The 13,653-nt window shown below is 72.7% G+C and carries 10 protein-coding genes and 1 pseudogene; 6 read left to right on the plus strand and 5 right to left on the minus strand.

The genetic code is table 11. The features are described 5' to 3' along the window. Positions 1 to 93: 93 nt before the first annotated feature. Positions 94 to 1,350, plus strand: a pseudogene (locus ACWCPF_RS07445) (MFS transporter); the annotation flags it as partial. Here the strand turns inward: ACWCPF_RS07445 and ACWCPF_RS07450 are convergent. Next, the gene (locus tag ACWCPF_RS07450; protein WP_451044009.1) at positions 1,276 to 2,478 is read right to left on the minus strand and encodes a GlxA family transcriptional regulator; all 1,203 of its coding nucleotides are present in this window, start codon (positions 2,476 to 2,478) and stop codon (positions 1,276 to 1,278) included. The pseudogene ACWCPF_RS07445 and the gene ACWCPF_RS07450 sit on opposite strands and share 75 nt — an antisense overlap. Before the next feature lie 71 nt (positions 2,479 to 2,549). Between ACWCPF_RS07450 and ACWCPF_RS07455 the strand changes: the two genes are divergently transcribed. The 4 genes from ACWCPF_RS07455 to ACWCPF_RS07470 all read left to right on the plus strand — a co-directional run bounded on the left by ACWCPF_RS07455 (position 2,550) and on the right by ACWCPF_RS07470 (position 7,123). Further along, positions 2,550 to 3,866, plus strand: coding sequence for an MFS transporter (locus tag ACWCPF_RS07455; RefSeq protein WP_451044010.1), 1,317 nt, complete (start codon positions 2,550 to 2,552; stop codon positions 3,864 to 3,866). Between the two features lie 95 nt (positions 3,867 to 3,961). Then, positions 3,962 to 4,558, plus strand: coding sequence for a carboxymuconolactone decarboxylase family protein (locus ACWCPF_RS07460; protein WP_451044011.1), 597 nt, complete (start codon positions 3,962 to 3,964; stop codon positions 4,556 to 4,558). A gap of 8 nt (positions 4,559 to 4,566) precedes the next feature. Continuing rightward, the gene (locus ACWCPF_RS07465; protein ID WP_451044229.1) at positions 4,567 to 5,418 is read left to right on the plus strand and encodes an RNA polymerase sigma-70 factor; all 852 of its coding nucleotides are present in this window, start codon (positions 4,567 to 4,569) and stop codon (positions 5,416 to 5,418) included. 160 nt (positions 5,419 to 5,578) lie between these two features. Further along, positions 5,579 to 7,123 (plus strand): multicopper oxidase family protein, encoded by a 1,545-nt coding sequence (locus ACWCPF_RS07470; protein ID WP_451044012.1) that lies wholly within the window; start codon positions 5,579 to 5,581, stop codon positions 7,121 to 7,123. A gap of 18 nt (positions 7,124 to 7,141) precedes the next feature. On the opposite strand, the gene ACWCPF_RS07475 is transcribed toward ACWCPF_RS07470, so the two are convergent. Then, the gene (locus tag ACWCPF_RS07475; protein ID WP_451044230.1) at positions 7,142 to 7,756 is read right to left on the minus strand and encodes a flavin reductase family protein; all 615 of its coding nucleotides are present in this window, start codon (positions 7,754 to 7,756) and stop codon (positions 7,142 to 7,144) included. A 93-nt stretch (positions 7,757 to 7,849) separates the two neighbouring features. On the opposite strand from ACWCPF_RS07475, the gene ACWCPF_RS07480 reads away from it, so the two are divergent. Beyond that, the gene (locus ACWCPF_RS07480) at positions 7,850 to 8,818 is read left to right on the plus strand and encodes a hypothetical protein (protein ID WP_451044013.1); all 969 of its coding nucleotides are present in this window, start codon (positions 7,850 to 7,852) and stop codon (positions 8,816 to 8,818) included. A 150-nt stretch (positions 8,819 to 8,968) separates the two neighbouring features. Here ACWCPF_RS07480 and ACWCPF_RS07485 read toward each other — a convergent pair whose 3' ends face one another. From ACWCPF_RS07485 to ACWCPF_RS07495, 3 genes are all read right to left on the minus strand, one after another. Continuing rightward, positions 8,969 to 9,766 (minus strand): enoyl-CoA hydratase/isomerase family protein, encoded by a 798-nt coding sequence (locus ACWCPF_RS07485; RefSeq protein ID WP_451044014.1) that lies wholly within the window; start codon positions 9,764 to 9,766, stop codon positions 8,969 to 8,971. A 28-nt stretch (positions 9,767 to 9,794) separates the two neighbouring features. Beyond that, positions 9,795 to 12,020, minus strand: coding sequence for an acetate--CoA ligase family protein (locus ACWCPF_RS07490; RefSeq protein ID WP_451044015.1), 2,226 nt, complete (start codon positions 12,018 to 12,020; stop codon positions 9,795 to 9,797). Between the two features lie 138 nt (positions 12,021 to 12,158). After that, a complete protein-coding gene (locus tag ACWCPF_RS07495) occupies positions 12,159 to 13,652 on the minus strand; it encodes a flavin monoamine oxidase family protein (protein WP_451044016.1) in 1,494 nt (497 codons plus the stop codon). Between the last annotated feature and the right edge of the window lies 1 nt (position 13,653).

Consider the following 13,653-nt stretch of genomic DNA (forward strand, 5'->3'; position numbering starts at 1 on the left):
CGGCGGTCCGGCGGTCCCGTGGGTCGGTGGGAGTTATCCACAGGGCGGGGAAAATCGGGGGGCGATGTCGGTGTCACCGCCTACGGTCGTGTCATGACCTACCGTGACGTCGCCACCAAACAGGTCCTGACCTGGACCTTGACCGCCGTCGGCGCCCGTATGCCGGTCGCCATGGCGCCGCTGGCCGTGGTGTTCCTGGTGCGCGAGCGCCCCGGCGGCTACTCGCTGGGCGCGATTCTCGCGGCGGTCTACGTCATCGGCGAGATCGTGGGTGCTCCGGTCCTCGGGCTGCGGCTGCGCCATGAGCGGGCCCGGCTGCACCTGGCCGTCGGGCTCGGGGTCGGAGCCGTCGGCTTCGCGGGTCTTGGGGGATTTCCGGGGGCGCATCCGGTGGTGCTCGCCGGGTTCGCGCTGGTGGCCGGCGCCGCCCCGGCCGCGTCCACCGGGGGACTGCGCACGCTGCTCACCACGCTGGTGCCGGAGCGGGCGGCCACGCAGGCGCTGTCGGTCGAGTCGATGCTGATGGCCGGCGTGTGGGCGGTCTCCCCGGCCGCGGTCGCGGGGCTGGCCCTGGGCGCCGCGCCGCGCGTCCCGTTGCTGCTGGCCGCCGCGTTGATGGCGTCGTCGCTCGTCGGGCTGTGCTTTCTGCCGGCCGCCTGGGGCGCGGGCGACACCGGCGGCGGTGGGGATGGCGGCGGTGGGGCGCGGATACGGATGCGGGTGCTGGTCGGGGCCTGGCCGGTGTACGTCACGGGCGCGGCCAGCCTGACGCTGATGGGGCTCGCCGAACTCGTCCTGCCGGCCCTGCTCGAACAGCGCGGCATCGGCGTCGGCTGGTCCGGCCCGCTGCTGACGGGGATGGCGGTGGGCGGCGGGCTCGGTGCGTTCGCCTACGGCCTGCGGGCCTGGCCGGGGCGGCTGCGCACCCGCAGCGCGGTGCTGATGGCCGGGCTGTCGGTCTGCGTGTCGATCGCCGCGCTGATACCGCACGCGGCGGTGATCGCGTCGGCGCTGGCCCTGGGCGGCGTCCTCCAGTCCGCCGCGATCCTCACCCGCAACCTGTCCCTGCGCGAGGTTCTCCCGCCGAGCGCCCTGGCCGCGGGTTACTCCGTCATGTACGCGGCGGCCGGGGCGGGTTACGCGGCGACGGGGTCGCTGGCCGGGGCCCTGCTCCGGGTGGTCGCGCCGTCCACGGCCGTCCTGGCGGGGGTGGGCCTGACCCTGGTGTTCGTCGGGGTCGGCTGGTGGGGAGAGACCCGGCACGCGTCCCGTGCCTCAGCGCAGGGCGCGAAGACCGCGGTGGCCACCGGTCCGACCGACTCCGCCGGGGTCGCCGATTCCGCCGGGGTCGCCGATTCCGCCGGGCTCGTCGACTCCGGCCGGGCCGATACCCGGCTCGCCGTCTCCCGCCGCACCGGCGACTCGCGTCCCGTCGGTTCCGCTACCGGCGAGGCCCGTCCCGCCGTTCCCGGTTCGCAGGGTCAGGGTCCGGAAGGTTCGGCGGTAGGCCGTCGGGGTGACTCCGAGGGCGGTCTGTAGGTGTTGCCGCATGGATTGGGCGGTGCCGAAGCCGGCGTCCCGGGCGATCTGGTCGACGGACAGGCCGCTGGACTCCAGCAGGTGCCGGGCCCGCTCGACGCGCTGCTGGGTGAGCCACTGGCCGGGGCTGATGCCGACCTCCTCGCGGAAGCGGCGGGTGAACGTCCGGACCGACATGGCCTCCTGCTCGGCCATGTCGCGCAGTTGGATCGCCTCGTGGAGGCGGCCCAGCGCCCACGCGCGGGCGGCCGTCGTGGTCGCCTGCTGCGGATCCGGCACCGGCCGCTCGATGTACTGCGCCTGGCCGCCGTCGCGGTGCGGCGGCACGACCGTGCGGCGGGCGACCTCGTTGGCGACGGCGGTGCCGTGGTCGCGGCGGACCATGTGCAGGCACAGGTCGATGCCGGCGGCGACGCCGGCCGAGGTGAGGACGTCGCCGTCGTCGATGAACAGGACCTCCTGGTCGACGTCGATCTGCGGGAACAGCCGCTGCAGCCGGTCCGCGTCGGCCCAGTGCGTGGTGGCCGGACGCCCGTCCAGGAAGCCGGCGGCGGCCAGGACGTACACGCCGGTGCAGATGGAGGCGAGGCGGGTGCCGGGCCGGACGTGGGCGAGGGCGGCGGCGAGATCCTCGGTCAGGACGCCCTCCTCGAAGACCGGCCCGAGCTCGTACGACGCCGGGACGATCACGGTGTCGGCGGTGGCCAGCGTCTCCGGGCCGTGCTCGACCATGATCGCGAAGTCGGCGTCCGTCTCGACGGGGCCCGGCGGCCGGACGGAGCAGGTGACGACCTCGTACAGGTGCCGTCCCGCGGCGTCCTTGGGGCGGCCGAAGATGCGGTGCGGGATGCCCAGTTCGAAGGGGAGCAGGCCGTCGAGGGCGAGGACGACGACCCGGTGCGGCGCCTGCGGAGGGGTTTCCGGACCGAGGAGGCTCATGGCCCGATCCTAGCGAATGCTGACCTTCGGGCCACTCGTGGTGAGGATACGGACACCGCACCCTTTATGTCGTGACCCAGACAACCGAGGCTCCCGCAGCCATAGAGGATCAGAAGCCCTCTGCCCGTCGTCCTCGTCTTCGCATCCACCGCGCCTGGTTCGTCGCCGCCGTCACCTTCGTCACGATCATCGGCGCGGCGGCCTTCCGCTCCGTCCCCGGCCTGCTCATCGACCCGCTGCATCAGGAGTTCGGCTGGTCGCGCGGCACGATCGGCGCGGCCGTCTCGATCAACCTCGCCCTCTACGGGCTCACCGCCCCGTTCGCGGCGGCGCTGATGGACCGCTTCGGCATCCGACGCGTCGTCGCGGTGGCCCTGATGGTGATCTCGGCCGGCTCGCTGCTGACCGTGTGGATGACGGCGGCCTGGCAACTGCTCCTGTACTGGGGCCTGCTGGTCGGCCTCGGCTCGGGCTCGATGGCGCTCGCCTTCGCCGCGACGGTCACCAACCGCTGGTTCACCGAGCGCCGGGGCCTGGTCAGCGGCATCCTCACCGCGGCCTCCGCCTCCGGCCAGCTGATCTTCCTGCCGCTGCTGTCCTGGATGGTCACCCGCCACGACTGGCGGCCGGCCGCGGTGACGGTGGCGCTGGCCGCCCTGGTCGTCGTCCCCTTCGTCTGGCTGCTGCTGCGCGACCACCCGGCGGACGTCGGCCAGAAGCCGTACGGGGCGACGGAGTTCGTGCCGAAGCCGGCGCCGGTGACGGGGGCCGCGCGCCGGACGGTCCGGGTCCTGCTGAAGGCCGTGCGGACCGGCCCCTTCTGGCTGCTGGCCGGAACCTTCGCGATCTGCGGCGCCTCGACGAACGGCCTGGTCCAGACCCACTTCGTGCCCGCGGCGCACGACCACGGCATGCCGGTCACCGCCGCGGCCTCGCTCCTCGCCGTCATCGGCGTCTTCGACATCGTCGGCACGATCGCCTCCGGCTGGTTCACGGACCGCTTCGACGCGCGCCGGCTGCTGGCGGTGTACTACGCGCTGCGCGGCATCTCGCTCCTCTTCCTCCCGATGCTGCTCGCCCCGACGGTCCACCCGCCGATGATCTTCTTCATCGTCTTCTACGGCCTCGACTGGGTCGCCACCGTCCCGCCCACGCTCGCCCTGTGCCGCGAGCACTACGGCGAGGACAGCGCCATCGTCTTCGGCTGGGTCCTGGCCTCCCACCAGGTCGGCGCGGCCCTGATCGCCTTCCTGGGCGGGTTCGCCCGCGACACCTTCGGCTCCTACGACATGGTCTGGTACGCCTCGGGCGCGCTGTGCGCGGCGGCGGCGCTGATGGCCCTGGTGATCCGCCGGGCACCGGCGACTCCGGGACTGGCGGCGGCCTGAGGGCAGTGCGCTGACGGACCCGGATGTCACATCCGACGGCTCGGCGGTGTCTTCATGCCCGACCTTCACTCAGGCATACGTACAAGGAGAACGCCGTGACGTTACGTCTCCCCAAAGCCGAGCTTCCCGCCGAGCTCAAGGAGAACATGATCAAGCAGCTCGGGGCCGTGCCGGAGAACGTCGAGGTGCTGTGGCACAGCCCTCAGGTCACCCGGGACAACTCGGAGTTCGGCGCCAAGGTGGCCGCGTGGGATGCGGCCGACACGAGTCTCAAGTCGTTCGCGCACATGGCCGTCGCGGCACAGGTCGGCTGCAGCTGGTGCCTCGACGTCGGCTACTTCCAGGCGCAGAACGAGAACCTGGACCTGGCCAAGGCGAGCCAGGTGCCGCGGTGGCGGGAGTCGGAGGTGTTCAGCCCGCTGGAGCGGGACGTGATGGAGTTCGCCGAGGCCATGACGAACACGCCCCCGACCGTCACCGACGAACAGCACGCGGGTCTCCTCGACCGGCTCGGCCCGCCGGCGATGGTCGAGCTCACCGCGTTCATCGCCTTCGTCAACCTGGCGACCAGGGCCAACGTGGCGAACGGGGTCACCTCGCAGGGCTTCTCCGATCGCTGCGAGATTCCGCTGGCCGAGCGTCCCGGAACATCCGGGACGTCCGGGGCGTCCGGCGCGGTGGCGACGGCGTGATCGAGGACCTGATCGAGGACCCGTACGTGGCCCACCGCAGTCTGCTCTTCACGGTCGCCTACGAGCTGCTCGGGTCGGCGGTCGACGCGGAGGACGTGCTCCAGGAATCCTGGCTGCGGTGGGCCGACGTCGACCGTGCGCAGGTGCACGACCCCCGGGCGTATCTGGTGCGGATCGTCACGCGGCAATCGCTCAACCGGCTGCGGACGTTGGCGCGCAGTCGCGAGGACTACATCGGCGAATGGCTGCCGGAACCCCTGCTGACCAGCCCTGATGTCGCCGAGGACGTCGAACTCGCGGAGAGCGTCTCGATCGCGCTGCTGACCGTGCTGGAAACGCTCGGCCCGACGGAGCGGGCGGTGTTCGTGCTCCGCGAGGTCTTCGACCTGCCGTACGGCGAGATCGCCGAGGCCGTCGGCAAGTCCGCCGCCACGGTGCGGCAGATCGCGCGACGAGCACGCGAGCATGTGGCGGCCCGGCAGCCCCGGATGCGGGTGAGCCGGTCGGAGCAGCAGACGGTGGTGGAGCGGTTCCTGGCCGCCTTGAGCACCGGGCAGGTGCAGGAACTGATGGAGGTTCTGGCGCCGGACGTGGTGCTGATCGCCGACGGTGGCGGGTTCGCGGCCGCGGCCCCGGTCCCCGTCCACGGGGCGCGGGTCGTGGCGGCCCTGCTGGCGCGCCCGGACCGCGTGGTCTCGGCCGTGTGGCTCAACGGGGCGCCCGCGGGCCGGATCGAGGCGGACGGCCGACTGGCCGCGGTGAGCGTCGTGGTGGAGCACGGACGGATCACGCGGATCCACGCGGTGGCGAACCCCGAGAAGTTGACGCGACTGGACGTGCCGGCCCAGCTCGCCAGATAGGAGGACGGCGTCCATGTGTGGCAGATCTCGGACGGAACGCGCTGGTATGTGCCTATGTGAGGCCCACTTCTGACTACCCCACGTATCGTATGGCTACATAACGTGATGGTTCGGTGGGGGTGCCCGGTGCTCTGCCGACCGCTGTCCGAAGAGGTGGTTCATGACGTCGTTGGGTCGCCGTGGTGTGTTGAAGTGTCTGCCCGTTGTCGCCGGGGCGGCCGTCGTCGGGGCTGGGGCGGGGGCGCGTGCCGGGGAGGCGGGTGAGGGCGGGTTTCCGCAGCCTGAGGTGCGCAGGGCGGCGGCGGAGACCGGGCGGCTGGTCACCCGGTTGAGCGTCCGGTTCAGCGAGCTGGTGCTGCCCGGGGTGGGCACTGTCGTCACGCGGGCCTACGAAGGGGCCGTGCCCGGGCCGACCTTGCGGGTCCGGGCCGGCGACTCCCTCGACATCACGCATGTCAACGCGTTGCCGCCGAACACCGCGGGGATGCACGGGGACGTCAACGTGCCGCATCACTTCAACACGTTCAACCTGCACGCGCACGGCATGCACGTCGATCCGAACGGGGACGCGGACAACGTCTACCGCGCCTTCGAGCCCGTTGCCGCGGGCGGCGTGGACGGGGCGGGTGCTGTCTATCGCAGCAGCATCGCCGTGCCCGCCGATCACCCGGCCGGGACCTTCTGGTACCACCCGCACCAGCACGGGTCCACCGCGACCCAACTCCTGAGCGGCATGGCCGGGCTGATCATCGTCGAGGGCGACGTCGACCAGGTGCCCGAGATCGCCGCCGCCAAGGACGTCGTCGTCTGCATCAACGAACTGAAGCTGTCCGCCGGGCGGGTGCCGGATCTGACGTCCGCGGGCACCTATGACCGCATCCCCTCGACGTTCCTGGTCAACGGCGCGAAGAACCCCGTGCTGACCATCGCCCCGGGGGAGGTCCAGCGCTGGCGGGTCGTCAACGCCGGGCCGATCAGCGCGCACTTCCTCAGCCTGGGCGGGCACGAGATGCATCAGATCGCCTGCGACGGCGTCACCTTCATGCGTCCTGTCCCGCTCACCGGACTGACCCTGCCGATGGGCGGGCGGGCCGACCTGCTGGTCCGCGGCGGCGCGCCCGGCACCTACCGGCTGGCCGCCGCGGACGCCGCCCATCCCCTGCTGACGCTGGTCGTCACCGGCCCCGCCCGGTCGAAGCCGATGCCGCTGCCGACCAGCCTGCCCGGTCGGCCCACCAGCCTGCCCAAGCCCACGCGCACCCGCGCGCTGACCTTCCGCAGCTACGAGAACGTGCTGTCAGGCGCCTTCCCGAACGCCTACCGCATCCTCGGCGACGGCGAGACCCCGCCCGCCGACTCCCGGGCCGGCCGAAGCGATCTCGCCTGGGGCCGCTTCGCACCCGACTTCGTCAACCAGCGCATCCGGCTGGGCGAGGTCGAGGAGTGGACGATCGTCAACGACTCCCGCAGTCACAGCCACAGCCATCACCCCTTTCACCTGCACACCAACCACTTCCTGCTCACCGCCGTCGACAACCGCCCGCTGGCCACGCCCGTCTGGCACGACACCGTCGGCATCCCGCCGCACGGCACGATCACCTTCCGGCTGCGCGCCGAGGACTTCACCGGCCGCTCGATGCTCCACTGCCACCAGCTCCAGCACGGCGACGAAGGCATGATGCAGATCGTCGAATATGTGAAGTGACGCGGTGGGCGGGGTCCGTCAGAGGAATCTTCCGTTGTGGAAGACGAGCGGGAGGGCGTCCTCCGCGTCCGGGCTCGTGCCCAGGGCGTCCACCCTGCCCACGACGATGAGGTGGTCGCCGCCCGTGTGGACCGCGTGGATCGTGCAGTCGATCCACGCGAGCGTGCCCGCGAGGCGGGGCGCGCCCGACACCGGGGCCGGGTCGTGGTCGACGCCCGCGAACTTGTCCGAGCCGCTCGCCGCGAAGGCCCGGCACAGCGGGCCCTGGGCCGCGCTCAGGACGTTCACGCAGAACGCCCCCGCGCGGGCGATGCGCGGCCAGGTACTGGACGTGCGGCCGACCATGAAGGCGACCAGGGGAGGGTCGAGGGAGAGGGAGGAGAAGGACTGGCAGGCGAAACCGGCGGGGCCGGCCTGCCCGGCGGGGCCGCGATCGTCGTCGGCCACTGCGGGAGCCGTCACGATCGTCACGCCCGACGCGAAGCTGCCCAGTACGCGCCGGAACTCGCCCTGGTCGACCGGGGCCCGTTCGTCCTCGCGGACGCAACGCAGTTCGGGGCGGGGCAGTGCCTCGACCGGGCGGCCCGTCCTGAGGTAACGCACGGCCGCGGCCGCCATCCCCGCGTGTCCCATCATGTCCTCATTGAAGCTGACGGTATGTCAGAAAGGAAGGGGTGCGAGGGGCTCCGACGGGCACGCGTACGCTGCCGTCGGGGGTGGGGTGGCATGCGCACGAACACGGGCCTGCGCCGGGCCGACACCGACGTGATCGCGGCCGTCGCGGTGGGAGCGGCACAGCTCCCGTCGGCCTGGTTGATCTGGTGGATGGGGAGCTTGTCCGACGACAGGTACGGCAGAGGCTACGAACCCCTGGGACTGCCCTTCGTGGTCCTCGTCGCGCCCGTGTGCCTGCCGGTTCTCGGGCTGCTGCAGGCCTGGGCGCAGACCCTGCCGGCGGCTGCCCTCGCCGAGCTCACGCACGGCCGGATCCCGTGGCCGCGCTGGGTCCGGCAGCTGGCCACCGCCGTGCTGATCGGGGTCGGGTGGGCCGCTGTGGCCGCTGCGGCGTGGGGCCTGCCGTTCGTCGCCACGGCCCTCGTCCTCGCGGCGCTCGGTGTCCTGCCGGTCCTCGCGATGGCGTACACGCGCGGCCGCGAGTGGGGCGCCGGGAGTGTCTGGCTGCGTGCGGGGGCGGGCTCCGTCGTCCTGTTCGTGCTCACTTTCCTCGGCGGGCAGCTGGCCTCGGTCACGGGCCTGCTCGACGAGTACGAGCCGCCCCGGCTGTCCGCCGCCCAGGTCGCCGGCGTCTGGCGCGGCGCGGACGGGGCGGGACTGCGGCTGTCGCCGGGCGGGCGCGCCGAGCTGACGAACATGCCCGCCGACGGCGATGCCGAGTTCGAGTACGGCGCGGGCGAGGCCGAGGCAGTGTGCGAGGGGACCGGGACCTGGGTCTTCGAGGCGAGCCAGGGCTCCGACAGGTGGGACAAGGTCCGGGTGCGGCTCGCCGACGGCAGCGGCACCAGCAGTCGCTGCGGGGACGAGGTGTCCTGGCGGATCGGTGGGACGGACCGTGCGCCCGAGCTGTTCGTGATCTTCGGGGACCCGGACGTCGGGGAGCTGTGGATTCTGACGCCCGGCGAACCCGGCGGCCAAGCGGGTCGGGCGAAGTCGGGTGCGGTTCGGCATTTGCCCTGAAGGGGCGCGGGGCGCTGACATTTGCGGCTCCGCCGCGATGGGGGTCCCCCTGCTCGAGCGCAGTCGAGAGTGGGGGAGCGACCAGCCACGATGGCGCCGCAGCGGAACGACGGCACATGGCGGCACTTCCAGCAGAGCGCTCAGTGAGGGTCAGCGGCCTCGGAAGCGGGCCTCGCGGCGTTCCACGAAGCTCGCGACGCCTTCCCGCGCGTCCGCCGTCGTCATGTTGATCTCCTGCGCGGCGGCCTCGGCGGCGAAGGCGGTGCTCCGGTCGCTGTCGAGGGAGGCGTTGACGAGCTGCTTGGTGAGGGCCAGGGCCCGGGTGGGGCCCGCGGCGAGGCGGGCCGCCCACTCGCGGGCCACCTTCGGCAACTCCCCGTCCGGAACCACCCGGTTGACCAGGCCCAGCCGTTCGGCGTCCGGCGCGGTGAGCGCGTCGCCGAAGAACATCAGCTCCTTGGCGCGGTGCGGGCCGATCAGCCGGGGGAGGAGATAGGCGCCGCCGCCGTCCGGGACCAGGCCGCGCCGGACGAACACCTCGATGAAGCGCGCCGATTCGGCGGCCAGGACGAGGTCGCAGGCGAGGGCGAGCTGCGCGCCGAGGCCGGCCGCCGTGCCGTTCACGGCGGCGATGACCGGCTTCTCGCAGTCGAGAACGGCGGCGATCAGGCGCTGGGCGCCGACGCGGAGGGTGCGGGACACGTCTCCGGCGATGCGTTCGCCCGCCGCGCCGCCGCCCGAGCCCCGCAGGTCCGCGCCCGCGCAGAAGCCGCGGCCGGTGCCGGTCAGGATCACCGCGCGTACGTCCGGGTCGGCGGAGGCCGCGGCGAGGAGGCCGATCAGGTGGTCGCGGGCCTCGGGCGTGAGGGCGTTGAGGGTCTCGGGACGGTTGAGGGCGAGGTGCGTGACGTGGTGGTCGGTCGTGATCTCCACAGACGTCGAGGTCATGGCGGCGGGCTTCCTTCCGAAGGGGTCGTCACCTGCACACCGCCAGCGCGTCCAACGCCACCGCGCCCTGTCCCCAGGGCAGGACCACCAGCGGGTTGATGTCGAGCTCGGCGAGGTCGTCGCCCAGTTCCAGGGCCATGCGCTGGACCCGCAGGACGACCTCGACGAGGGCGTCCACATCGGCCGGGGGCCGGCCGCGGACGCCGTCCAGCAGGGCGTGCCCGCGGAGTTCGGCGAGCATGTCGCGGGCCTGGTCCTCGCCGAACGGCGGCACCCGCACGGCCGCGTCCCGGAGGACCTCCACCAGGACGCCGCCGAGGCCCACCGTGACCGTCGGCCCGAACAGGTCGTCGTGCGTGACGCCGACGACCATCTCCACGCCCGGCTCCACCATCTGGCACACCAGGACGCCGTCCAGGGCGACGCCCTCGTAGCGGGCGATGTCGGTCAGTTCGCGGTAGGCGTCGCGGACCTGGCTGGCCGAGGTCAGGCCGATCTTCACCAGGCCGAGTTCGGTCTTGTGGGCGATCTGCGCGCCGGACGCCTTCATCACCACCGGATAGCCGACCAGCCCCGCCGCCCGGACGGCCGCCGCCGCACTGGTCACCAGCTGCTCGCGCGGCACCCGGATGCCGTACGCGCGCAGCAGCTGCTTCGCCGCGTGCTCGCTCAGCTGCTGTCCGGGCCGCATCAGCAGCTGCGCCTTGCGGAAGGACGGGGAGAGGGTGCGCGGGGCCTCGTCGAAGGGGGAGCGGTAGTCGCTGACGAAGCGGTGGTGGTCGAGGTGGGCGCGGACGGCCGTGAGGCAGTTGGCGAGGGTGCGGAAGGTCGCCACCCGCGAGGAGCCCAACAGCACGTCCCGGTAGGCCGGTTCGGTGCCGACGGGGGAGCCCCAGATCACGCACACCAGCTTGTCCGTGTGCTCTGCCGCGTCCACCAGGTCCTGGACCAGGCGGTCGCTCAACGGGGGGAACGGGCCGGTGATCGGGCAGATCAGGACGCCGACGGCCGGGTCGTCGAGGATCGCGTCGATGATTTTCCGGCCGCGCTCGTCGCCGACCGGGTGGCCGCCGTTGTCGACCGGGTTGGCCACGTTCAGGTACTCGGGGATCCACTGGTGCAGTTCGGCCTGTTTGGCCGTGGACAGCACCGGCAGCCGCAGGCCCGCCGTCGTCGCCAGGTCGGCCGCGTGGGCGCCGGTGCCGCCGGAGATGGAGTAGACGACGACGCCGTCCGCCTGCGGGGGCCGGGCCCGCGCCAACAGGGTTGCCGTGTCCTGGAGTTCGTCCAGACCGTCGACGCGGATCACGCCGTACTGGCGCATCGCGGCGTCGACGACCTCGTCCGCGCCGGTCAGCTTGCCGGTGTGGGAGGCGGCGGTGCGGGCGCCGGTCTCGGTGCGGCCCACCTTGACCGCGACGACCGGCACCCCGCGGCGGGCGGCCCGGTCGGCGGCGAGGAGGAAGGAGCGGCCGTCCTTGAGGCCCTCCACGTAAGCGGCGATCGCGCCGACCTCGGGGCGTTCGGCGAAGTAGGAGAGGAAGTCGGCGGTCTCCAGGTCGGCCTCGTTGCCGGTCGGGGCCCAGTGGGAGAGGCGGATGCCGAGCTCCTGGAGGGCGAAGACCGGACGGCCCTGGTGGCCGGACTGGGTGATCAGCGCGATCGCCGGACCGGTGAGGTCCTCGCGGAACCGCTCGAAGGCGTTGAGGTTGGTGTTGGGTCCGAGCAGCCGGATGCCGGAGCGGGCCACGGCGGCCGCGAGCCGGGCCTGCGCGGCCGCGCCCTCCTCGCCGGTCTCCGCGAACCCGGAGGCGAAGGCGACCGCGAACTTCACCTTCGTCTCGGCGAGTTGCTCGATCACCGGGAGCGGGTCGGCCACCAACAGGACGGCCAGATCGACCTGTTCGGGCAGCTCGCCGACGGACGGGAAGCAAGGAAGGCCGAAAACGGTCTCGCGGGTGGGGTGCACGGGGTGCAGCCGTGCCCCCACCCGCTCGGCCCAGCCCACCAGTTGCCGGGTGACGCCGGTGTTGGGTCGTCCGTCGGCGTCCGAGGCGCCGACGACCGCGACCGACTCGGGCCGGAAGAACCGGTCCAGGTCGGGGACGTCCGCGTAGAGCGGACGCCCGCTGACGTCGAGGTCGTCCGCCTCGGCCGGCCGGCCGTGGACGGCGGGCCCGGGCTGCTCGCCGCACGCGATGACGCGGGCCCGGCGGGAGTCGGTGGTGAGAGTGCCGTGGGTTGATCCAAGCATCGGTCCGCCCGCTCCTGTGTGACGGCCGTGTCCGACCGTCGGGTGTGACTGCCAAGTAACTGACGCTCTGTCAGATTACATAGCTGACGGGATGTCAGGAATGGGCGTGCAGCGAGAAATGCGTGGCTCGGTGAACGGCTACAGGACCGCGAGGACCTCCTTCGCCACCCGCTCGCCCGAGCGCACCGCTCCGTCCATGAAGCCCATCCAGTAGACGGACGTCTCCGTCCCGGCCCAGTGGATGCCGCCGACGGGCGTGCGCAGGGCCGGGCCGTACTGGGTCAGGACGCCCGGCGCGGCGATGGAGACCGGGCCGCCGCGCGTGTAGGCCTCGTTGTTCCAGCGTTGCAGGACGAAGGACGTGGGGGAGGCGGCTTTCTCGCCGAAATACGTCACGTAGTCCTTCAGGACCGCCGCCTTGACCTCGGCCTCGCTCGCCGCGTCGTGCGCGCGTGCCTCGTCGGCCTCGATGAAGCCCATCAGCGCGCCGTAGGAGGCGTCCGGCGGGGAGTTGTCGAACGTGGAGCTGACCACGCCGGTGTCGCTGACGACCTGCCCGTTGAGGCCGTCGGCCCGCCAGAACGGGGTGTCGTAGATCGCGATCGCCTTGCCGACCGAGGCCATCGGCAGCCGCTGGGTGAGCTGGTCGCGGGCGGCGGGCAGCAGCGGGTCGTACGTGATGCGGGCGGCGAGCGGCGGCGGGACGGCGACGACGACCCGCTTGGCGGTGACGGTGATGCCGTCGGCCGTGACGACGTACTTGCTGCCGGACTTGGCGATCGTGCGCACCGGCGCGTTGAGCACCACGCGGTCGCCGAGGGTGGCGGCGAGCTTGATCGGCACGAGCTGCGAGCCGCCGACGAAGCGCAGTTCCTGGGCGCCGTTCGCGGTCTCGGTGAGGCGTTCCAGGGTGCCGGGCGTCGTCGCGTTGCCGGCGGCGGCGATGTAGAACAGCACGAAGAGCAGCGAGAGTTCGCGCGGTTCGGCGGAGAAGATCGAGGTGCAGGCCACGTCGAGGAGGAACTTCGCCGACGGGACCACCGCGTTGGCGTTCAGCCAGGTCTCGAAGGTCTGCTTGTCCCATTCGGCCGCCTTGGGGGCGGTCCAGGGCGCGTCGACCGGCACGGTCTTGGCCATGTCGTCCAGCGAGGCCTGCACGATCGCGGCGTTGGCCAGCCCGGCCAGGTCGATGGGCGGGACGGAGCCGAGCAGGCCGTCGGTGGCGTACGGGGTCTTCTTGCCGTCCTTGTAGAGCAGGTTCTTGCCGGTGTTGTAGGTGGCGAAGGTGGCCACCCCGAGGGAGTCGGCGAGCGCCTTCATCCGGTCCTGGGTGGGGCCGATGAACTCGCCGCCGCCCTCCGTGACCCCGCCGTTGGCCAGGGACAGGTTCACCACCCGGCCGCCCACGCGGTCGCGGGCCTCCAGGACGGCGACCGTCCGGCCGGCGGCGACCAGGTCGCGGGCCGCGGTGAGACCGGCGAGTCCGGCGCCCACGATGGCGACGTCCACGTCCCGGGCGGCGGCCGCGGCGGCCGGGCCGGCGACGGTCGCGGTGAGGGCGGTCGCACCGGCGGCCACGGCCGCGCCGCGGCCGAGCAGGGAGCGGCGGGAGAGCTGACTTTCACTTGCCACG

The organism is Streptomyces sp. NPDC001858 (assembly GCF_053594615.1).